This is a genomic window from Streptomyces sp. NP160, assembly GCF_006335115.1.
GTDB lineage: Bacteria > Actinomycetota > Actinomycetes > Actinomycetales > Quadrisphaeraceae > Quadrisphaera.
In genome coordinates this window covers 1-20,495 of sequence record NZ_VDMJ01000043.1, presented here as the reverse complement: position 1 = coordinate 20,495, position 20,495 = coordinate 1, and the positions used below count along the sequence as shown (strand labels likewise).

The following is a 20,495-nucleotide window of genomic DNA, read 5'->3' as shown; positions in this document are numbered from 1 at the left end:
CAGGGCAGCATCGCGGGGTGCCACCAGCCCCCGCCCCTCGCACCGTCGTGTGGAACGCCTTCAACGGCCGCTACGCCGACAACCCTCGCGCCCTCCACGAGGGCCTGCTCGCCCGCGGCCTCGACGAGGGCGCCGGGTGGCAGCACGTCTGGATGGCCGACCCCCGGCACGCCTCCGCCTTCCCCGAGGGCGTGCGGACCGTGCCGGTCCGCAGCGCGGCGTGCGCCCGGGCCCTCGCCGGCGCCGACGTCGTCGTCGCCAACTGCCACGTGACGCTCGACCCGTGGCCGGCGGGCCGCCCGGGCGGGGAGCCCCGGTTCCTGCAGACCTGGCACGGCACTCCGCTCAAGCGCATCCACCGCAGCGCCGCCTGGCTGCCTCCGGAGGAGGTCCTCGCGGAGCTCGACACCGACATCGCCCGCTGGGACGCCCTGGTCACCCCCAGCCCGGAGGCGACGCGGCTGCTGCGCGAGGCGTTCGCCTACGGGGGCGAGGTGCTCGAGACCGGCTACCCCCGCAACGACGTGCTCTCCGCCGCGGACGCGGGCGTCCGCCGCGAGGCCGTGCGCGCCCGGCTCGGCATCCCGGAGGGTGCGACGGCGGTGCTGCTGGCGCCGACCTACCGCGACGACGAGGCGAACGGCTCCGGTGACCTGCCGCTCGGGTTCGACGTTCCCGAGCTGCTCGACGCCCTCGGCGACGACGTCGTGCTGGTGCTGCGGCTGCACTACTACGTGGCCGACCGGCTCACCCTCTCGCGCGACCCCCGCGTGGTCGACGCCTCGAACCACCCCGACGTCGCCGAGCTGTACCTGGCGGCCGACGCGCTGGTCACCGACTACTCCTCGTCGATGTTCGACTTCGCGGTCACCGGTCGCCCGGTGGTGCTCTACGCCTACGACCTCGAGAAGTACCGCGACGTGCTGCGCGGGTTCACCTTCGACCTGCGCAGCGAGGGTCCCGGTCCGCTGCTGACGCAGCCGCACGAGCTGGCGGAGGCCCTCGGCGACCTGCCGGGCGTGGCCTCGGCGTTCGAGGGGCAGTACGCGGCGTTCCGCGAGCGCTGGTGCTCCCTGGAGGACGGGCGCGCCACCGACCGGGTGCTCGACGCCTTCTTCGGTCCCGCCGCGTGACGGGGCGGACGGCCGGCGGCGCGGACGCGTGGTGGCGCACCGCGGTCGTGTACCAGGTGCTGCTGCGCAGCTTCGCCGACGGGGACGGCGACGGGGTCGGCGACCTCGCGGGGCTCCGGGCGCGCCTGCCTCACCTGGCGGCGCTCGGGGTCGACGCGGTGTGGGTGAACCCCTGGTACCCCTCGCCGATGGTCGACGCCGGGTACGACGTCGCCGACTACCGCGACGTCGACCCCGCCTACGGGACGCTGGAGGAGGCGCAGGCGTTCGTCGACGACGCGCACGCGCTGGGGATGCGCGTGCTGCTCGACGTCGTCCCCAACCACACCTCCGACGCCCACCCGTGGTTCCGGGCGGCGCTGGCCGGTGACGAGGCGGCGCGGGCGCGGTACCTGTTCCGCCCGGGGCGCGGGGAGGGCGGCTCCGAGCCCCCGAACGACTGGGACTCCTCCTTCCGCGGCCCGGCGTGGACCCGCTCGGCCGACCCCACCACCGGCGAGCCCGGCGACTGGTACCTGCACCTGTTCGCGCCCGAGCAGCCCGACCTCGACTGGTCGAACCCGCAGGTGCACGCGGAGCTGCTCGATGTGCTGCGCTTCTGGTTCGACCGGGGCGTGGACGGGTTCCGGGTCGACGTCGCGCACGGCCTGGCCAAGGCGCCCGGCCTGCCGGACGCCGAGGGCGCCGACCGGCGCACCGAGGCCCACCCCGGCTGGGACCAGGAGGAGGTGCACGACGTCTACCGCGCCTGGCGGGCGCTCGCGGACTCCTACGACCCGCCGCGGGTCTTCGTCGCCGAGGCGTGGGTGGCCCGGCGCGAGCGGCTGCCGCTGTACGTGCGCCCCGACGAGCTGCACTCCGCCTTCGCGTTCGAGCCGCTCCACGTGGCCTGGCGCGAGGGCCCGTGGCGCCGCGTGGTCGAGCGCGAGCTGGCGTTCTCGGCCACCTCGGGCGCGCCCAGCTCGTGGGTGCTCACCAACCACGACGTCGTGCGGCAGGTCACCCGCTACGCCCGCGAGCAGCCGGAGGAGAAGGGGGGCAACGAGTGGGAGCGGGCGCGCTGGCCGCGCTCCGCGCCCGACCTGGACCTGGGTCGGTGGCGCGCGCGGGCCGCGCACCTGCTGGTCGCGGCGCTGCCCGGGGTGCTCTACCTGTACCTGGGCGAGGAGCTCGGGCTGCCGGAGGTGGAGGACCTGCCCGCCGGCGCTCGCGTCGACCCGATCTTCCACCGCTCCGGCGGCACCGACCCCGGCCGCGACGGCTCCCGCGTGCCGCTGCCGTGGACGGGCTCCGAGCCGGTGGAGGGGACCTGGCTCCCCCAGCCGGACGGGTGGGGGGCGCTGGCAGCCGCCGTCCAGGACGGCGACCCCGCGTCGGTGCTGTCGCTGTACCGGGCGTCGCTGGCCCTGCGCAGGTCGCACTGGGTCGGGGCGGGGCCGCTGGCCTGGGACGACGACGCGCCGGCCGGCGTGCTCGCGTTCCACCGCGGTGAGCTGCACTGCTGGGTGGCCTTCGACGAGGCGGTCGCCCTGCCGGCGGGGGCGCGCGTGCTGCTGGCGTCGCGCCCCGGCGTCGGCGCAGAGCCCGCAGCCGACGGGGACGACGACGTCGTCGTCCTGCCCCCCGACACCACCGCCTGGTGGCGCCCCACCCCCTCGTGATCATGGGCGTCCGCCACCCTGCTGCCGGGGTGGCGGACGCCCATGATCACGGACGGTTGGTGGGGTCAGGAGCGGGCGGCGAGCGCCCTCTCGGCGGACTCCACGACGTTGGCCAGCAGCAGGGCCCGGGTCATGGGCCCCACCCCACCGGGGTTCGGCGACAGGAACCCGGCGACCTGGGCGACGTCGGGGTGGACGTCGCCCAGGAGGCGGCTCTTCCCCGTCCCCTCGTCGAGGGCGCGCGTCACCCCCACGTCGAGCACGGCGGCGCCCGGCTTGACCATGTCGGCCGTCACCAGGTGCGCCGAGCCGGCCGCGGCCACCACCACGTCGGCGCGGCGCACGTGCTCGGCGAGGTCCTTCGTGGCGGTGTGGGTGAGCGTCACCGTGGCGTCGACGCCGCGCCGGGTCAGCAGCAGCCCGATGGAGCGGCCCACCGTGGTGCCCCGCCCGACGACGACGACGTGCGCGCCGCGCAGCGGCACCCCGGCCCGCTCGAGCAGGTCGAGGCAGCCGCGCGGGGTGCACGGCAGCGGCGAGTCGATCGGTCCCGACAGCCGCAGCACGAGCCGCCCGAGGTTGGTGGGGTGCAGCCCGTCGGCGTCCTTGTCGGGGTCGATGAGCTCCAGCACCCGCTGCTCGTCCAGCCCCGGCGGCAGCGGCAGCTGGACGATGAAGCCCGTGCAGGCGGGGTCGGCGTTGAGGCGCGCGACCGCGGCCTCGACGTCGGCCTGGGTCGCGTCGGCGGGCAGGTCCTCGCGGATCGAGGCGATGCCCACCTCCTCGCAGTCGCGGTGCTTGCCCGCGACGTACACCTGGCTGCCCGGGTCGTCGCCGACGAGCACGGTGCCCAGGCCCGGGCGCAGGCCGGCCTCGGCGAGCCGGGCGACCCGCTGGCGCAGGTCCTCCTTGACGGCTGCCGAGGCGGCCCGGCCGTCCAGCGGCTGGGCGGCCATCAGGCGCCCAGGTCGCTCGCCTGCGCGGAGGTGATCCCCGGGTAGAGGGGGAACGCCTCGGTGAGCGTGCGGACGCGCTCGCGCAGCGGAGCGACGTCGGCGGAGGGGTCGAGGGCGCCGGCGATGATGTCGGCGAGCTCGGTGAACTCCGCGGCGCCGAAGCCGCGGGTGGCCAGGGCGGGCGTGCCGATGCGCAGGCCGGAGGTGACCATCGGCGGGCGCGGGTCGAACGGCACGGCGTTGCGGTTCACGGTGATGCCCGCGGCGTGCAGGCGGTCCTCGGCCTGCTGGCCGTCGAGCTCGGACCGGCGCAGGTCCACCAGGACGAGGTGGACGTCGGTGCCACCGGTGAGCACGGAGGCGCCCACGGCGTCGACGTCCGGCTCCAGCAGCCGGTCGGCGATGATCTTCGCGCCCTCGAGGGTGCGCTCCTGGCGCTCCTTGAACGCCTCGCTGCCGGCCACCTTGAAGGCCACGGCCTTGCCCGCGATGACGTGCATGAGCGGGCCGCCCTGCTGGCCGGGGAAGACCGCCGAGTCGAGCTTCTTGGCGTGCTCGGCGCGGCTGAGGATGACGCCGGAGCGCGGGCCGGCGAGCGTCTTGTGCACGGTGGAGGTGACGACGTCGGCGTGGGGCACCGGGTTGGGGTGCAGGCCCGCCGCCACGAGGCCGGCGAAGTGCGCCATGTCGACCATGAGCAGGGCGCCGACCTCGTCGGCGATCTTGCGGAAGGCGGCGAAGTCGAGCTGGCGGGGGTAGGCGGACCAGCCGGCGATGATGAGCTTGGGGCGGCGCTCGAGCGCCACCGACCGCACGACGTCCATGTCCACCAGGAAGCTCTCGGGGTCCACCCCGTAGCTGGCGACGTCGAAGAGGCGACCGGAGAAGTTGGCCTTCATGCCGTGCGTGAGGTGGCCGCCGTGGGCCAGCTCCAGGCCGAGGATGGTGTCGCCCGGGCGGATCAGGGCGTGCATGACGGCGGCGTTGGCCTGGGCGCCGGAGTGGGGCTGGACGTTGGCGTGCTCGGCGCCGAAGAGCGCCTTGGCGCGGTCGCGGGCGAGCTCCTCGGCGACGTCGACCTGCTCGCAGCCGCCGTAGTAGCGGCGGCCGGGGTAGCCCTCGGCGTACTTGTTGGTCAGCACCGACCCCTGCGCCTGCATGACCGCGCGGGGCGCGAAGTTCTCGCTCGCGATCATCTCGAGCGTGTCCTGCTGGCGGCGCAGCTCGCCGTCCAGGACGGCGGCGATCTCCGGGTCGACCTCGGACAGCGGGGCGTCGGTGAGGGACTGGGCGGGCAGGGCGGTCTGCGTCACGGTGCGCTCCTCGCGGTTCAGCGGCGGTTCAGCGGGGTCAGGCAGCGGTCTCGGGCGGTGTGCGGTCGGCTCACGTCGCGAACGGGCCCAGGCGGACGACCCGATCGACTGCTCTCCCGCCGCTCCCCGGTGGTGACCCACCTTCGCCAGTCGCGACGCCGCCAGGGTAGACGGCGAGCACCCTCTCGGTCGACTCCCTTCCCGCGGCGCCGTGACGGCGGACCGCCGCCGCCCGCCCCGGGGGGCGAGCGGCGGCGTCCCTGACCTCAAGACTGTTGTATCAGTCGTCCAGGCTGTTCTGCGAGAGCCAGCCGTGGGGTGCCGCGATCTCCTTGGCCGCGTCCGGCCCCCAGGAGCCGGGGGCGTAGGGCTGCACCGCGGGGCGGTTGTCGAGCAGCGGCGCCGCCACGCGCCACGCCTCGCGCAGGCCGGTGGCGGTGGTGAACAGCGCGCGGTCGCCCGCGAGCACGTCGCGCAGGAGCGAGGCGTACGCGGGCAGCGGCTCGGCGCGGGGCAGGTCCTCCAGGTCCAGCAGCAGCGAGCCCGCCACCAGGTCACCGGGGGCCCCGGGGCGCTGGGCGGTGACGGTGGCCGCCACGGTGCCGTTCCCGGCCAGCGAGAACCCGATCGTCTCCGGGCGCGGCGGGCGCTCGCCGAAGCCGCGGGTCTGCGGGCGACGCAGCACCAGCGTCACGTGCTGGTGGCTCTCCTTGAGCTGCTTGCCCGTGCGCAGGAGGAACGGCACGCCCTCCCACCGGTCGTTGTCGATCCACACCTTCGCGGCCACGAAGGTGTCGGTCTGCGAGTCGTCGTCGACGCCGTCGATGTCGCGGTAGCCCTCGACCTGGCCGAGCACGGCCTCGGAGGGGTCCATCGGCCGGAAGTCCTTGAGCACCGCCTCGCGGGCCTCCAGCAGCGCCTCGGGCGAGCCGTCGGCGGGCGGCTCCAGGGCCACCTCGGCCATGACCTGCAGCTGGTGGGTGACGAGCATGTCCAGCGTGGCGCCGGTCTCGTCGTAGAAGCCGGCGCGGTTGGAGACCCCGAGGGTCTCGGGGATGTCGATCTGCACGGCCGCCACGTGGTAGCGGTTCCAGACCTGCTCGAGGAGGCGGTTGTTGAAGCGCAGCACGTGCAGCTGCTGCGTGGCCTCCTTGCCGAGGAAGTGGTCGATCCGGAAGACCCGCTCCTCGGGGAAGATCGACAGCACCAGCTCGTCGAGGCGCTCGAAGCTCTCCGAGTCGGTGCCGAACGGCTTCTCGTAGACGACGCGCGCGCCCTCGGCCAGGCCGTGGGCGTCCAGGGCCTTCGTGTACGCCTCGAACGTCGACGGCGGCAGGGCGATGTAGTGGACCAGCTGCACGTCGTCGCCGCCGCCGAGGTCGTCCTTGGCCTCGGCCACCACGTCCGCGAGCTCGCCCGGGTCGGACTCGGAGAAGCCGCCGCCGGCGAAGCGCAGCGAGGAGGAGAAGCCCCGCCACTGCCGGCCGCTCAGGCCGGTCTTCGCCTCGTCGAGGACCTTCTTGACGTGGTCGCGGAACTCGTCGTGGCTCTGGTGCCCGCGCCCGTTGCCGATGAGGCGCCAGTTGTCGGGCAGCAGGCCGTGCTTGGCGAGGGCGCCGAAGGCCGGCAGCACCATGCGCGCCGCGAGGTCGCCGGTGGCGCCGAACAGGACGAAGACGGTGGGGGTGGAGACCGCGGTGGGCGTCGCCGCCCCCTGGTCTGCGGAGGTGGTCTCGGAGGAGGCGTCGGTCACGACCAGCCACCGTATGCGGCCCGGGGGCCGTGCGCCCGCCCCCGCCTCGCTTCTCAGCCGCGGGTTCCGGCTGAGAGGTCCGGCGGGGGCGGACGGTCAGGCGCAGTCGGTCTTGTAGACGTACTGCTGGACCTCCGCGGAGGCCTGGTTCTCGGGGGTCGCGAAGACGAACGGCGCGGTCTGCTCCCGCGGGACGTCCTCGCCCTGACTGGCGTCGACGGCGCTCTGCACGCCGGTCGCGCCCTCGCCGTAGGGGTACTGGACGACGACCCCGTCGACGGTGCCGTCCTCCAGGGCCTGCAGGATCGGCTCGGAGGTGTCGTAGCCGACCACCCGGACCACACCGGTCTTGCCGGCCTCGCGCACGCCGGTGATGGCGCCCTCGGTGTTGTTGGTGGACATCGTGTAGACGCCCACCAGGTCGGGGTTGGACGTCGCGGCCGCGGACGCGATCTGCGCGGCGGTGGCGGTGGAGTTCTCCGAGTACTGGGTCTCGAGGTAGGTCATGTCCGGGTACTCGGCGAGCTTGTCCTTGAAGCCCTTCTCGCGGGCCTCGCCGATGGGGTTGCCCGGGCTCTGGTTGATGCCGAGCACGGCGCCCTTCCCCCCGACGAGCTTCGCGAGGTTCTCCGCGGCGAGCGCGCCGCCCTCCTCGTTGTCGGACTGGATGTTCGTGAGGGCGATGCTCTTGTCCTCGAGGTCCCCGTCGATGGTGATGACGTCGATCCCGGCGGCCTTGGCCTCGGCCAGCGGCAGCTTCATCGCCGTGGAGTCGGTGACGGAGATCATGAGGGCGTCGGGGGCGTCGGCCACCACGGCGTTGACGATGGCGGTCTGCCGGGCGACGTCGAACTCCGGGCTGCCCTGGACCTCGAAGTCGACGCCGAGCTCCTCCGCCTTCGCCGCCCCGCCGCAGCCGACGGTGTTGTAGAAGGGGTTGCCCGTCAGGCCGGGCACGTAGACCACCGAGAGGCGGTCGTCGCCGCCCTCCGAGCCGCCGGAGGAGCCGCCGCAGGCGGCGAGGGCGAAGGTGGCGGTGGCGGTCAGGGCCGCGGCGCGCAGCGCGCGCCCGCGGGGGCGTCGGGGTGTGGTCATGGTCGGCTCTCCGGTCTGCTCGGGGGTGGGGTCGGGTCGGGGGCGCGCGTCACGCGGCGTTGCGGCGGCGGCGCTTGAGCTGGTCGACGTACACGGCGACCACGAGGACGACGCCGACGGCGACCTGCTGCCAGAAGGCCTGGACGTTCAGCACGACGAAGCCGTTGTTCAGCACGCCGGGGATGAACATCCCGATGACGGTGCCGAGGACGGTGCCGACGCCGCCGAACAGGCTGGTGCCGCCCAGCACCACGCCGGTGATGACCTGCAGGCCGTCGGTGGTGTGGCCGCTGATGGTGGTGGTGGCGAAGCGCGTCAGCGACATCAGCCCCGCCAGGCCGGCGAGGGCGCCGTTGAGGACGTACAGGGAGGCGGTGTGCCGGTCGACGGCGATGCCGGCCCGACGCGCGGACTCGGCGTTGGAGCCGATGAGCTGGGTGTGCCGCCCGTAGCGGGTGGTGGCGAGCACCAGGCCGCCCACGAGCGCGACCAGGGCCGCCACCCAGACGAGCCAGCTGAGGGTGAGGGGGCGCTGCACGGCCACGGAGATGAGCGCGTCGGGGACCGTGCGCACGTCGGTCCCGTCCGAGAGCAGCTGGGCCGCCCCGAGCGCGGCGCCCGTCGACCCGAGCGTGGTGATGAGGGCGGGGACGCCCAGCCTGGTGATGACCAGGCCGTTGGCCAGTCCCCACGCGGTGCCCGCGGCCAGCCCGACGGCCACGCCGACGAGCACGGTGCCGGCCCCCTGCCCGCCGAGCGCCTCCATGGTCTTCGCGGCGGCGACGCCGGAGAACACCAGGACCGAGCCCTGCGAGAGGTCGAACCCTCCGGCCACCAGCACGTAGGTGGTCCCCACCGCCATGACGAGCAGCACGGCGACGTCGGTGAGGACGTTGCGCCCGTTCGCGGCGGTCGGGAACGTCTCCGGGGCGAGCAGGGAGAACACCGCGACGAGCACCAGCAGGACGACGAACATGTACGCCGGCGAGGACCCCAGCGCCCGCCGCCAGGCCGGCAGCGAGGCGCTGGGCGGGGCGGCCGGACGGGCGGGGGTCTGCGCCGGGGGCGGCGGCGCCCCGGCGTCCGCGGCGCTCACCGGGCGCCCGCCCCGTCGGCCCGCTCGTCGGCCCGGGCGTCGGTGACGGGGGTGTCGAGCGCTCCCGTCATGGCGCCGACGAGGTCGGCGACGGTGGTGCCGCGGGCCGGCAGAGAGGCGACCCGCCGTCCCAGCCGGAGCACCTGCACGCTGTCGGCCACCTCGAGCACCTCCGTCATGTTGTGCGAGATCAGCACCACGCCGACCCCGGAGTCGGCCACGCGGCGCACCAGCTCGAGCACCTTGCCGGTCTGCCGCACCCCGAGCGCGGCGGTCGGCTCGTCGAGGAAGACGAGGTCCTTCGCCCACATGACGGCCCGGCAGATCGCCACGGACTGGCGCTGGCCGCCGGAGAGCGCGGCGACGGCGGCGTCGAGGTCCTTGACGTCGGTCCCCATGGAGGTGAAGGCCTCCTGCGCCCGCGCGCGCATGGTCTTCTTGTCGAGCACCCCCAGGCGCCCCAGCAGGCCGGGCCGCAGCAGCTCGCGCCCGGCGAAGACGTTCTCGGCCGGGCCGAGCTCGGGCGCCAGCGCGAGGTCCTGGTAGACGGTCTCCACGCCGAGCGACCGCGCGTGCTCGGGCGAGGTCAGCCGCACGGGCCGCTCGCGCAGCCGCAGCTCGCCGGCGTCCGGCGCGAGGGCGCCGGAGAGGATCTTCACCAGGGTGCTCTTGCCGGCGCCGTTGTCACCGATGAGGGCGGTGACCTGACCGGCCTCCGCCTCGAAGTCGACCCCGTGCAGCACCTGCACGTGGCCGTAGGCCTTGCGCACCCCTCGCGCCTCCAGCAGCGCCACGCGCGCCTCCCCCTCGCCGCGGGCGCGGACGTCCGCGCGGCTGGACGACCGTGACAGCGGCGCGCGGCCTCGGCACCTCGGAACACCCTCGATCATGCGTTCTGTGACCTTTTCGACACCGAGCGCCACTCCTGGGTGACGCCCGCGGCCGACGTCTCCGGGGGCTCACGGGGCGGGGGCCTCCCGGCGCGGCACCCCCGCCGTCCCCGCCGCCAGCAGGACCGCGACGGCGGTCAGCAGCACGAGCAGCGGCGCGGTCCACCCGCCGCTGGCGTCGTGCGCGGTCCCCACCACCACCGGTCCGAGGGCGCCCGCCAGGTAGCCGCCACCCTGCACCAGCGCGGAGGCGGCCCGCACGTCGGCGGGGCCGCCCGCGCGGCCTGCCCGCACCTCGCGGCCCCGGGCCACGGCCGCGACGAGCACCACGGTGATGCCGCCCCCCTGCGCCGCGCCCGCCAGCGCCGCCCAGCACCACCACAGCCCGGGGGCGAGCAGCAGGCCGAGCGGCAGGGTGGCCCAGCCGGCGCACACCAGCCACAGGGCGATGCGGGGGCGCCCGGTGGTGCGCAGCACCGCGGGGACGCCGAAGGCGCCGACCACCGCCGACACCTGGAACACGGCGGCGCTCACCCCGGCGGCCTCGGGTCCGGCGCCGAGCCGGTCGGCGAGCAGCTCCGGCAGCCAGGCGGTGGTGCCGTAGTACGAGAACGACTGCGCGGCGCAGGCGGTGACCAGCAGCCACGTGGTGGCGCGGCGCCGCACCGGCACGGGGTGCGGCGCGAGCTGCTGCCGGGCGGCGCGGGCGGCGGCGCGGTCCGCACCGCTCCCGCCCTCGTCGCGGCGGCGGTGGGCGCGCAGGACGACGACGACGGCGACCACGACGAGCACCGCCCACACCGCGGTGGCGGCCCGCCAGCCCAGGGGGGCGGCCACCAGCGGCGTCACCGCGGTGGTGAGGGCGCTGCCGATGTTGAAGGAGGCCGCGTACAGCGCGGTGACCAGCCCGACGGCGCTGGGGAAGTCCTCCGAGACCAGCACGGGCACGGCGATGTTGCCGATGGTGATGGCCAGCCCGAGCACCACCGTGCCGGCCAGCGCCGCGGGGTAGCCGCCGGCGGAGCGCACGAGGGTCCCCAGCAGCACCCCGACCAGGCAGGCCAGCACCGCGGTGCGCACGCCCCAGCGCGCCACCACCCACGAGCCGAAGGGCGTGGCCGCGCCGAAGCACAGCACCGGCAGCGTGGTGAGCAGCCCGACCGCCCCGGCGCTGACGGCGAGGTCGGCCCGCACCTCCGCGGCCACCGGCGGCAGCGCGGCCAGCGGGCCCCGCACGTTGAGGGCGACGAGGACGACGGCCGCGAGCGCGAGCACCGGCAGGCCCGACGCCGCCGAGCGGAGCCCGGCGCGCCCGGCGGGGCCGGAGGGGCGCGCGGACGGCGAGGACGGTCCGGACGCGCCGGCGCCCGTCCGGGAGGGCTGGGGCACCCCCTGACGCTAGGCGGCCCGCACCCGTCCCGCGCTGGCTAGGCTGGTCGGCCGTGTCCGCCCCCCCGCCGCAGGCCCCCCAGCACTACGTGATCGCGCTCACCTGCCCCGACGGTCCCGGCATCGTGCACGCGGTGACGGGGGTGCTGGCGCACCTGGGCGGCAACATCACCGACAGCCAGCAGTTCGGGGACCCCGACACCGGCCGGTTCCACATGCGCGTGCAGGTCAGCGCCGACCTCGACGAGGCGGCGCTGCGGGGGGCGTTCGCGCCGGTGGCGCAGCGCTTCGGCATGGAGTGGACCCTGGACGAGCAGGGCCGGCCGCTGCGCACGCTGGTGATGGTGTCGAAGGCGGGCCACTGCCTCAACGACCTGCTGTTCCGCACGCGCGCGGGCCAGCTGCCGGTGGACGTCGTCGCCGTCGCCGGCAACCACCGCGACCTCGAGCCGCTGGCGGGCTTCTACGGCGTGCCGTTCCACCACCTGCCGGTGGACAGGTCGGTGCCGGCGGGCGAGCCGGGCTCGCTGGAGGCTGCGGAGGCGGCGCTGCTGGAGCTGGTCGACTCCCTCGGCGTGGAGCTGGTGGTGCTGGCCCGCTACATGCAGATCCTGTCCCCGGAGCTGTGCCGGGCGCTGAGCGGGCGGGCCATCAACATCCACCACTCGTTCCTGCCCAGCTTCAAGGGCGCGCGCCCGTACGCGCAGGCCCACGTGCGCGGCGTGAAGATCATCGGGGCGACGGCGCACTACGTCACGCCGGACCTCGACGAGGGCCCGATCATCGAGCAGGACGTCCACCGGGTCGACCACGGCATGACGGTGGCCGAGCTGCAGTCCATCGGGCAGGACGTCGAGGCGCAGGTGCTGGCCCGCGCGGTGCGCTGGCACGCCGAGCACCGGGTGCTGCTGGACGGGCACCGCACCGTCGTCTTCCGCTGACGGCGGGGAGATCGGCGGGCGCTCGCGGCGGGGGTCCGTGCACGATGCGTGCATGCCGACCGCCGTGACGTCCCTGCTGGAGCTCACCCTGTCGCCCGAGGCGGCGGCCGACCCCGCGGCCGCGCACGCCGTCATCACCGAGACGCTCGCGGCGACCCGCGCCTTCGACGGCTGCCTGGGGTGCGACGTGCTCGTGGACGTGGACGACCCCGCGCGCCTCGTGGTGCACGAGCGGTGGGAGTCGCTCGCGCACGACGACGCCTACCGCGCCTGGCGCCGCACGCCCGAGGGCGCCTCGCGCCTCGGCGAGGTGCTGGCGGGACCGCCGCAGCTGACCCGCTTCACCACCGCCGACGGCGTCTGAGCCGCAGGGCCCTCGGACGGCGTCAGACGACGACGTCGAGGCCCAGCGCTCCGCTGGCGCTGCCGCGCCCGGCGCCGGCGGCCTGCGAGGTCCGCTCGAGCCACGGCGACGTCGACGGCGCCGGCTGGACGCCGCTGGTCTCCGCGGTGCCGCGCAGCGGCCTCGACGCGGCGCTCGCCGGGTCCGTGGCGGCGGGCGGCCGGGCGGCCGCGGCCGTCGCTGCCGCCGCGTCCTCGGTGGACTGCTGTCGCGGCGGCACGCCGTGGGCGGCGGGCCAGGTGGTGGGCGGCAGAGCTCCGTCGACGCGCACGGCGACCTCCTCGCGGCGACCCCGCGGACCCGGTGCCCGCTCTCGCCTAGCCACGAGCGTCCTCTCACCGTGAGCAGTCATGCACTCACTGGAGGTGACATCACCCGGTCGGCGTCCCCCGGTCGGGCCACGTAGCCTCCTCGGGTGACGACGCACGCCGGGGTCCCGGCGCGCGGCGTGGCCGTGTACGGCGCGGTGCTGCGCCGTCCGGGGACCGCCCTCACCTTCGGCGCCTCCGTGCTGGCCCGGCTCCCGATCGCCATGGCCCCGCTGGGGATGGTGCTCCTCGTGGAGCGCACCTCCGGGTCCTACGCGACGGCCGGCGCCGTCACGGCGGCGTTCGCCGTGGGGACGGCGGCCGGCGCCCCCGTGTGGGGCCGCGCGATGGACGCGCACGCGCAGGCCCGCGTGCTCGCCCCGTCGGTCACGGCCAGCGCGGCGCTGCTCGCGGTGCTGGCGCTCGCCGCCCCGGCCGGCGCTCACGTCGCGCTGCTGGGCCTGCTGGCGCTGGGGGCGGGCCTGGCGTTCCCGCCCTTCAGCGCCGCGATGCGGGCCTCCTGGCGGGTGCTCCTGCCCGACCACGCCCACCGCCGCGCCGGGTACGCCCTCGACGCCGCTGCGGTGGAGGCGCTGTTCGTGCTCGGCCCGCTGCTGCTGTCAGCGCTGCTCGTGGCGCTGCCCACCACCGGCCCGCTGCTCGTGACCTCGGCGGTGCTGCTGGTCGGTGGCCTCGGCTACGCGGCCACCGGCCCCGCCCGCCGGTCCCCGCAGGACCGCGCCGCCGCTCCCGGCCCCGCCGACCCCACCGAGGCCGCAGGAGGCGCGCGGTCGAGCGCCCGCACCGCGCTGCTCGCCTCCCCCCCGCTGCTCGCCGTGCTCGCCAGCGGCCTGGCCATGGCGCTGGCCTTCGGCGCGACGGACACGTCCCTGGCCGCCACCGCGCGCAGCGTGCTGGGCGACGACGCCGCGCTCGGCATGCTCTTCGCCGCCATCGCCGGCGGCAGCACGATCGGCGGCCTCGCGTACGGCGCGGTGGCCGGCCACAGCTCCGACGCGCGGCTGCTGCCGGTGCTGCTCGGGGTCTTCGGGGCGGGTCTCGCGGTGGTGGCGCTGGTGCTCGCGGCCCCCGGCAGCCCACCCACCCCGCTGCTCCTGGGAGTGCTGTTCGTGGTCGGACTGGCCATCGCCCCGAGCCTGATCATCCAGCAGGCCCTGGTGGACGGGCTGTCGCCGGCGGGACGCACCACCGAGGCACAGGCGTGGCTGTCCACCGCCGTCACCACCGGCGGGGCGCTCGGCACGGCTGCCGGCGGCGCGGTCATCGAGGCCGCCGGGGTGGCCGCGGCGTTCGGCGCCGCCGCCGCGGCGCTGGGCCTCGCCGTCGTCGTCGCCGTGGTCTCCCAGGGCTCCTGGCGGCGCGCCGACGCCGCCGCCGCGACCACCGGGGCGCCCGCACCGTGAGGTCCGTCCGGGGCACCGTCCGGGGCACCGGGTCGAGCGGTCAGAGGTCCTTGCGGGCCACCACCGCGGCAGCCAGGCCGAAGACCATGGCGACCCACAGCGCCGACCACACGAGGTAGGCCGGCGTCGGGGAGCTGACGGACAGGAAGGGGAACGCCTCGGCGCTCGGGCCCATGGCCACCAGGGCCGACGGGTCCTGGAAGGCGTGCATCGCGCCGCGCCACAGGCCGTCGGTGGGCAGCACCACCCGCGAGACGGTGCCGACGCGGGCCACGCCCTCGTTGCCGAGCGCCGAGCCGACGCCACCCACCACGCCCGCGATCCACGCCGCCCCGAACAGGCCCACCGACACCACGCCCGAGGCCATCGGGGAGACCACGGTGGCGAGCAGCACCGACAGCGTCAGCAGCACCGCCGTCTGGCCCGCGAGCAGGAGCAGCCCGGCCACGGGGTCCGGGGGCCAGTAGCCCACCGTCGCCAGCACCACCAGGCACAGCGCCAGGCCGGCGAGCACCACGTAGACCCCGCCGAACACCACCAGGCCGAGCCACTTGCCGAGCAGCCACGCCCAGCGCCGCACCGGCCGGGCGAGCACCGACAGCACCGCGCCCGACTCCGTCTCGCCGGACAGCGTCGGCCCGGACAGGAACGCCGTGCCCAGCGCGGCGACGAGCGAGAGCCCGAACATCACGAGGTTGAGCACCTGCGAGGCCGCGACGAGCGCCTCCCCGCTGGTCAGCTCCTGCGCCAGGCGCCAGAAGCCCCAGCCGGACAGGGCCAGCAGCAGCAGGGTCAGCCCCACGAGGGCCAGCACCACCCGGCGGCGGGACGCCTCGCGCAGGGTCAGCAGGGCCACCACCCCCACCACACGCAGCTGGTGGCTCACCGCACCGCCCCCTCGTGCTCCTCGCGCGCCGCGCGCTCCTGCGCGGCACCCCGCAGGATGCCCAGCAGCCGGTCCTCCAGGCTCACGCGCACGGGCTCCACGGCGTGCACGTCCACGCCGAGCGCCGCCAGGTCGCGCACCAGCTCGGGCACCGCGCGCTCGTCGTCGTCAGCGGGGTGCTGCCCGTCACCGCGCAGGGAGAGGGTGAGGACGTCAGGGCCGTCTCCCCCGCGGTGCACCGCTCCGGCCCGCGCGAGCCGCTCCTCGGCCTGCGGCGTCAGCCCGGTGAGCCGCAGCCGCACCTGCCGCTGGCCGAGCAGCTCGGTGAGCGTGCCGTCAGCCGCCACCCGCCCGCGCTCGAGGACCACCACGCGGTCGCAGACGCGCTCGACCTCGCCGATGAGGTGGGAGTTGAGCAGCACCGCCACGCCCTGCTCGCGCAGGCCGAGCACCACGTCGCGCACGTCGGCGCGGCCGAGGGGGTCGAGGGCGCTGGTGGGCTCGTCGAGGACGACGAAGCGCGGCCGCGCCACCAGCGCGACCGCCAGCCCGAGGCGCTGCTGCATGCCCTTGGAGAACCCGCCGACCCGGTCGGCGGCGCGGGCGCCCAGGCCCACGAGGTCGAGCCGGTCGCGCTGCTCGGCAGCGCTGACGTCCGCGCCGGACAGCCGCACGTGCAGGGCGAGCACCTCCGCGGCGGACAGCCACGGCTGGTAGCGGAACAGCTCGGGCAGGTAGCCGACGCCGGCGCGGGCGGCGGGGTCGCCCACGGGCCGGCCCAGCAGCAGCACCTCGCCGTCGTCCGGGGTCACGAGCCCGAGGAGCATCTTGATGACGGTGGTCTTGCCGGCGCCGTTGGGCCCCAGCAGGCCGACCACCTCACCGCGCCCCACCTGCAGGGACACGTCGTGCACGGCCTGGTGGCGCCGGAACCGCTTGCGCAGGTGGGAGCACCACACCGCGGGCGAGTCCGGCACGGACCCGCCCGCGGGGCTCAGCTCCGGTGCGACGCTCAGCGCAGTCCCCGGGCCACGTCGAGCAGCTCGTCGGTGCTGAGGGAGCCGGCCACCGCCGTCACCACGCCGTCGCGCACCCAGACCACGCCGGCCATCGTGCCGTCGTTCGAGCGGACCACGGTGGCGGGCGCGCCGCCGACGTCAGCGGTGGAGGTGGTGGCCCGGTCAGCGGGGACGGGCAGCGGCAGCGTGGAGCCGTCACTCCCGTTCACAGGGAAGGTCGCCAGCTGGGAGGCGAGGTCGGCGGGGACCCCGGGCAGCGACAGCAGGTAGTCACGCACCTGCGTGAAGGGCACCCCGGTCGACTCCGCCGTGGGAGCGACGGCCCGGCCGACCACCAGCGCGGGGACCCCGGACGACGACGACCAGGTGGCCGCCACGCCGGGCCCCGCGGTGAGCCGCACGACGCTGCCGTCCAGGCCCGCGGGCACCGGCGGCAGCTGGCCGCCCGCCGCCTGCGCGGACGCAGCGGCCTTGGCCGCGGAGAAGGTGAAGCTGACCTGACCGGCGTCCCCCACCTGGTAGGTCGGGTCGCCGGTGACGCCGCGAGGCAGCCCGGCCACGCGGGGCACCTGGAGGCCGGTGGCCTGCGCGGCCGCGGCGGCGTCGGGGACGGTGCGCACCTCGACCGGCGTGGTGGCCACCGCGTCGCCGAAGGCGCTCGGGTCGGGCAGCTGCCCGAGCCCGGCGAGGTCGGCGGAGCTGATGCTCACGGGCGCCACCTGCTGCACCTGGAAGATGCGCAGCCAGTCCGAGGCGGCGGCCGTCCCCGCACCGGCGACGACGACGGCGACGCCGAGCGCCACGACGCCGGGGCGGCGCCACGCGCTGCGGCGCCTCGGCGGGCTGCTGGCGCGGTGGGCGTCGAGCGCGACGACGCGGGAGCCCTCCCGGCCGGCGGGCGAGGCGGCGGAGCTGCGGAGCCGCTGCCAGGCGCCGTCGACGTCGTCGTCGTGGGGGGTGGCGGCTGCGGGGGCTCCGAGCAGCGCCGACGCGGCGGCGGCGTCGTCCCGGGCGGCGGCGAGCGCCTGCTGGCAGCGGGCGCAGGCGGCCACGTGGGCGCGGTCGGGGTCGCAGACGCCGGCCGGCTCGTCGACCAGGCGGCGCAGGACGCCGTCGGCGGGGTGCCTCGTGAGTGCCATCAGCGGGTCAGCTCCTCGCGCAGTGCGCTCTCGGCGCGTCGGACGGTGGTGCCGACGCTGGTGGGTGACAGGTGCAGGGCGGCCGCGACCTCGGCGTAGGACAGGCCGGAGTGCCGCAGGACCAGGGCGGTGGCCTGCGCGCGCGGCAGGCGGGCGAGGGCCGCGCGGACGCGGGCCCGGTCCTCGCGCAGGACGACGCCGTCGGCGACGTCGGGAGCGCTCGCCGGCGCGAGCGCGGCGTCGCGGGTGGCGGCGGAGTCCTCGCGGGCGGTCCGGCGCCGGCCGGAGCGCAGCGCGTTGAGGGCGGTGTGGCTGGCGGCGACGCACAGCCAGCCGCGGGCCTGGTCCGCGGGGACGGCGGCGGGCGAGGACCGGGCGAAGGAGAGGAAGACCTCCTGCGCGACGTCGTCCGCCTGGGCCGGACTGCCCAGCACGCGGGCGGCGACACCGGCGACGAGGGCGTAGTCGCGGCGGAACACCGCCTCGAGGTCTCCCCTCATGGCTGCTGGCGCCCCGGACCCCGCCGCAGGGCGGGCAGCGGCGGGCCGGCCGACGGCTCTGGCCACCCCTGCGGTCTCGACAAGCTCCACACCCCCTCAGCACCGCCGCTCCCCAGGATGTGACACCGGCGGGCGTGCACGGGTCGAGGACAGCAGGAGGCCCACCGCGCGGCGTGCGGCGCCGCGCGGTGGGCCTCCTGGGCGTCGTCAGCCGTCAGACGGTGAAGCGACCGGTGAGCTCCTGCAGCCGGCTCGCGGAGCTGGCCAGCTCGTGCGAGGTGGAGGCGGTGCGCCCCGCGCCCTCGCGGTTCTGCTCGGTGCCGCGCGCGATGTCGGAGACGTTCGCCGAGATCTGCGCGGACCCGCTGGAGATCTCCCCCACGTTGCGGACCATCTCGCTGGTGGTGGCCGACTGCTCCTCCACGGCCGCGGCGATGGTCGTCTGCACGGCGTCGATCCGGGCGATCACCTCGCGGATCTCGGTGACCGCCGCGGCCGCGGCGGACGCGTCGCCCTGGGTGGCGTTGACCTTGGCGGTGATCTCGTCGGTGGCCTGGGCGGTCTGGCGCGCCAGCTCCTTGACCTCCCCGGCCACCACCGCGAAGCCCTTGCCCAGCTCACCCGCGCGCGCCGCCTCGATGGTGGCGTTCAGCGCGAGCAGGTTGGTCTGCTCGGCGATGGAGGTGATGAGCTTGACGACGTCGCCGATCTCGCGGGAGGAGACCCCGAGGCGCTCGATCGCCCCACCGGCCGAGCCGGCGGCGTCGACGGCCGAGGAGGCCATCCGGGAGGCCTCGGACGTGGCCGAGGCGATCTGGCCGATCGCCGCGGTCATCTCCTCGCCGGCCGCGGCCACGGTGGAGATGGACGCGGTGACCTCCTGGACCGCGCCGGAGACCACCCGGGTCTGGGCGGCGGACTCCTGGGCTCCCGAGGCCATCTGCGCCGAGACGCTCGACAGGGACGCCGCGGAGGAGGCCAGGGAGCGCGCCTCGGCGGTGATCTCGCGCATCGCGGCCGACAGGGCGTCCAGGGACGCGTCCGTGGACGCCGCCAGCGCACCGACCTCGTCGCGGGTGTCCAGGCCCACGCGCTGGTCCAGGCGCCCCCGCGCGACCTCGTCCATCACGGACACGACCCGCGACAGGGGGCGCACGACCGAACGCGTCGTGCGCACGCCGATGACGACGGCCACGGCCGTCGAGACGGCCAGCGCGATGAGCATCACGGTGAGGAACCCGTCCACGACGCCGCGCGCCCTGTCGCTCTCGACCCCGTTCATCGACTCCTCGAGGTCGATCAGCACGTTGATGGCGTCGAGCCAGTCGTTCAAGGCGGGCTTGGCCTCGGTCATCAGCAGCGCCTGGGCCTCGGCGTCCCGACCCTGCGCGTGGAGGTCGAGCACCTCCTCGACGATCGGCAGGGTCCGCTCCTGGACACCGGCGATGGCCACCCGGGCGGCCTCCTCCTGGGGGGTGATCGCGGGGTCGGAGGCGAACATCGCGTCGAGCGCCTGCTCGGAGTCGGCGTAGTCGGCCGCCAGCGCGGCGATGAGCGCGACGTCCTCCTGCTTCTCCTCGTCGGTGGGGTCCAGCAGGACGTCGCGCAGGGCGATGGCGCGGTTGTGCCCGCTGCCGCGGAAGTTGATGGCGTACCGCTGCTTGACGCTGTTGTGGTCGTTGATCTGGACCAGGCTCTCCTGGGCCTTGCTCACCTGGACCACGCCGAGTGCGGTGACCGCGGCCAGGAGGAGCACGAGGACGAGGAAGCCGGCGCCGATGCGGCGGCCGATGGTCGGGGTGGGAAGGCCACGGTGGCCTCCGGGTGCTTCAGGCGGTGCGGAGCCGGTCAGGGGCTGTGCCGGCGTCGGTGCGGTGAGCCCGTCGGGGGGTGCGGTGACCCGTCCCCTTCGTCGTCCCCTTCGTCGTCCCCGTGCGGCGTCCTCTTGAGGCGGTCGCCGCCGCGCCCCCGGGAGGGGCACCCGGGCGGAGCACGCGGAGCGCGCTCCGCAGAGACGTCCCAGCGAGCACGACTGGCACTCAGGCACCCCGCCGTGGCAGCATCGACGGCTGAACGACGCGCGCTCCGGGGTCGGTGCAATTCCGAACCGGCGGTGACAGTCCGCGACCCGACCGCAGCCAGCGGCCGGTGGACCTGGTGGAACTCCAGGACCGACGGTGAGAGTCCGGAGGGGAGGAGCACGCGGAGGGGCCCCGGAAGGGACCTCGCCCGCAGCGCCGTCGGCAGGGCCCAGCGGCCCGCCGCGTCGTCCGTCCCCCCGGGGCGGCTGACCGGCCACCGCAGGCCACCCCGCCGTCGTCGCCCTCCCCCGCAGCACCCCGGAGCCCGCACCGACGCGGGAGGGGACGGGGTTGACGGGCGACCAGGGCCGCACCGGCCTCCACAGCCGTGTCCACAGGCCTGTGGACAACTCTGTGGACAGCCGTTCGGTCGACCGTGCCCTCGAGCTGGCGCGCCGCGGCCCGCTCACCGAGAACCCGCAGGTCGGGTGCGTCATCACCACCCCTGACGGGCTGGTCCTCGCCGAGGGCTGGCACCGCGGCGCGGGCACCGCGCACGCCGAGGTGG

18 protein-coding genes and 2 riboswitches are annotated in these 20,495 nt (G+C 76.0%); of the genes, 5 read left to right on the top strand and 13 right to left on the bottom strand.

Going from position 1 to position 20,495, the window contains the following annotated elements:
• Nucleotides 1-17: 17 nt before the first annotated feature.
• Nucleotides 18-1,133, top strand: a complete 1,116-nt coding sequence (locus FHN55_RS19065; protein ID WP_139713988.1) for a CDP-glycerol glycerophosphotransferase family protein — start codon at nt 18-20, stop codon at nt 1,131-1,133.
• Nucleotides 1,130-2,794 (top strand): glycoside hydrolase family 13 protein, encoded by a 1,665-nt coding sequence (locus FHN55_RS19060; protein ID WP_139713987.1) that lies wholly within the window; start codon nt 1,130-1,132, stop codon nt 2,792-2,794. Before FHN55_RS19065 ends, FHN55_RS19060 begins: the two co-directional genes overlap by 4 nt.
• Nucleotides 2,795-2,859: 65 nt before the next feature.
• Here the strand turns inward: FHN55_RS19060 and FHN55_RS19055 are convergent, their stop codons facing one another.
• The 7 genes from FHN55_RS19055 to FHN55_RS19025 form a co-directional block, all read right to left on the bottom strand.
• A complete protein-coding gene (locus FHN55_RS19055) occupies nt 2,860-3,750 on the bottom strand; it encodes a bifunctional methylenetetrahydrofolate dehydrogenase/methenyltetrahydrofolate cyclohydrolase (protein ID WP_139713986.1) in 891 nt (296 codons plus the stop codon).
• Nucleotides 3,750-5,063, bottom strand: coding sequence for a serine hydroxymethyltransferase (gene glyA, locus FHN55_RS19050; RefSeq protein WP_373995753.1), 1,314 nt, complete (start codon nt 5,061-5,063; stop codon nt 3,750-3,752). Before glyA ends, FHN55_RS19055 begins: the two co-directional genes overlap by 1 nt.
• A 78-nt stretch (nt 5,064-5,141) precedes the next feature.
• A riboswitch (ZMP/ZTP riboswitch) is annotated at nt 5,142-5,227 on the bottom strand.
• Nucleotides 5,228-5,343: 116 nt separating this feature from the next.
• Complete coding sequence (locus tag FHN55_RS19045) at nt 5,344-6,816, bottom strand: glucose-6-phosphate dehydrogenase (RefSeq protein ID WP_218974830.1); 1,473 nt, start codon at nt 6,814-6,816, stop codon at nt 5,344-5,346.
• 96 nt (nt 6,817-6,912) lie between these two features.
• Nucleotides 6,913-7,911 (bottom strand): ABC transporter substrate-binding protein, encoded by a 999-nt coding sequence (locus FHN55_RS19040; RefSeq protein ID WP_139713985.1) that lies wholly within the window; start codon nt 7,909-7,911, stop codon nt 6,913-6,915.
• Nucleotides 7,912-7,960: 49 nt separating this feature from the next.
• A complete protein-coding gene (locus tag FHN55_RS19035) occupies nt 7,961-9,007 on the bottom strand; it encodes an ABC transporter permease (protein ID WP_218974829.1) in 1,047 nt (348 codons plus the stop codon).
• Nucleotides 9,004-9,801 (bottom strand): ATP-binding cassette domain-containing protein, encoded by a 798-nt coding sequence (locus FHN55_RS19030; protein WP_257571131.1) that lies wholly within the window; start codon nt 9,799-9,801, stop codon nt 9,004-9,006. The genes FHN55_RS19035 and FHN55_RS19030 overlap by 4 nt, the downstream gene beginning before the upstream one ends.
• Before the next feature lie 165 nt (nt 9,802-9,966).
• Nucleotides 9,967-11,286, bottom strand: coding sequence for a CynX/NimT family MFS transporter (locus FHN55_RS19025; protein ID WP_218974828.1), 1,320 nt, complete (start codon nt 11,284-11,286; stop codon nt 9,967-9,969).
• A 53-nt stretch (nt 11,287-11,339) separates the two neighbouring features.
• Here FHN55_RS19025 and purU point away from each other — a divergent pair, with 53 nt between their 5' ends.
• Both purU and FHN55_RS19015 read left to right on the top strand, forming a co-directional pair.
• Nucleotides 11,340-12,227 carry a formyltetrahydrofolate deformylase gene (purU, locus tag FHN55_RS19020; RefSeq protein ID WP_139713983.1) on the top strand — a complete coding sequence of 296 codons (888 nt, stop codon included), beginning with the start codon at nt 11,340-11,342 and terminating at the stop codon, nt 12,225-12,227.
• 52 nt (nt 12,228-12,279) lie between these two features.
• On the top strand, nt 12,280-12,591 hold the full coding sequence (locus FHN55_RS19015; RefSeq protein ID WP_139713982.1) for a putative quinol monooxygenase: 312 nt from the start codon (nt 12,280-12,282) through the stop codon (nt 12,589-12,591).
• 22 nt (nt 12,592-12,613) lie between these two features.
• Here the strand turns inward: FHN55_RS19015 and FHN55_RS19010 are convergent, their stop codons facing one another.
• Nucleotides 12,614-12,901 carry a hypothetical protein gene (locus tag FHN55_RS19010; protein ID WP_139713981.1) on the bottom strand — a complete coding sequence of 96 codons (288 nt, stop codon included), beginning with the start codon at nt 12,899-12,901 and terminating at the stop codon, nt 12,614-12,616.
• A 144-nt stretch (nt 12,902-13,045) separates the two neighbouring features.
• Between FHN55_RS19010 and FHN55_RS19005 the strand changes: the two genes are divergently transcribed.
• Entirely contained in the window at nt 13,046-14,362 is a 1,317-nt protein-coding gene (locus FHN55_RS19005) for an MFS transporter (RefSeq protein WP_139713980.1), read from the top strand.
• Nucleotides 14,363-14,402: 40 nt separating this feature from the next.
• Here FHN55_RS19005 and FHN55_RS19000 read toward each other — a convergent pair whose 3' ends face one another.
• From FHN55_RS19000 to FHN55_RS18980, 5 genes are all read right to left on the bottom strand, one after another.
• Complete coding sequence (locus FHN55_RS19000; protein WP_218974827.1) at nt 14,403-15,248, bottom strand: ABC transporter permease; 846 nt, start codon at nt 15,246-15,248, stop codon at nt 14,403-14,405.
• Nucleotides 15,245-16,225 (bottom strand): ABC transporter ATP-binding protein, encoded by a 981-nt coding sequence (locus FHN55_RS18995; protein ID WP_218974826.1) that lies wholly within the window; start codon nt 16,223-16,225, stop codon nt 15,245-15,247. Before FHN55_RS18995 ends, FHN55_RS19000 begins: the two co-directional genes overlap by 4 nt.
• Nucleotides 16,226-16,260: 35 nt before the next feature.
• Nucleotides 16,261-17,406 carry a hypothetical protein gene (locus tag FHN55_RS18990; protein ID WP_139713978.1) on the bottom strand — a complete coding sequence of 382 codons (1,146 nt, stop codon included), beginning with the start codon at nt 17,404-17,406 and terminating at the stop codon, nt 16,261-16,263.
• Nucleotides 17,406-17,906 carry a sigma-70 family RNA polymerase sigma factor gene (locus FHN55_RS18985; RefSeq protein WP_139713977.1) on the bottom strand — a complete coding sequence of 167 codons (501 nt, stop codon included), beginning with the start codon at nt 17,904-17,906 and terminating at the stop codon, nt 17,406-17,408. Before FHN55_RS18985 ends, FHN55_RS18990 begins: the two co-directional genes overlap by 1 nt.
• Before the next feature lie 214 nt (nt 17,907-18,120).
• Nucleotides 18,121-19,887, bottom strand: coding sequence for a methyl-accepting chemotaxis protein (locus FHN55_RS18980; RefSeq protein WP_257571130.1), 1,767 nt, complete (start codon nt 19,885-19,887; stop codon nt 18,121-18,123).
• 96 nt (nt 19,888-19,983) lie between these two features.
• Nucleotides 19,984-20,111: riboswitch (FMN riboswitch) on the top strand.
• The last annotated feature ends 384 nt before the right edge of the window (nt 20,112-20,495 follow it).

Coding starts and splice junctions, on each gene's coding strand:
- FHN55_RS19055 (WP_139713986.1), bottom strand. CDS start 3,750: ATGGCCGCCCAGCCGCTGGACGGCCGGGCCGCCTCGGCAGCCGTCAAG.
- FHN55_RS19040 (WP_139713985.1), bottom strand. CDS start 7,911: ATGACCACACCCCGACGCCCCCGCGGGCGCGCGCTGCGCGCCGCGGCC.
- FHN55_RS19015 (WP_139713982.1), top strand. CDS start 12,280: ATGCCGACCGCCGTGACGTCCCTGCTGGAGCTCACCCTGTCGCCCGAG.
- FHN55_RS18990 (WP_139713978.1), bottom strand. CDS start 17,406: ATGGCACTCACGAGGCACCCCGCCGACGGCGTCCTGCGCCGCCTGGTC.
- FHN55_RS18985 (WP_139713977.1), bottom strand. CDS start 17,906: ATGAGGGGAGACCTCGAGGCGGTGTTCCGCCGCGACTACGCCCTCGTC.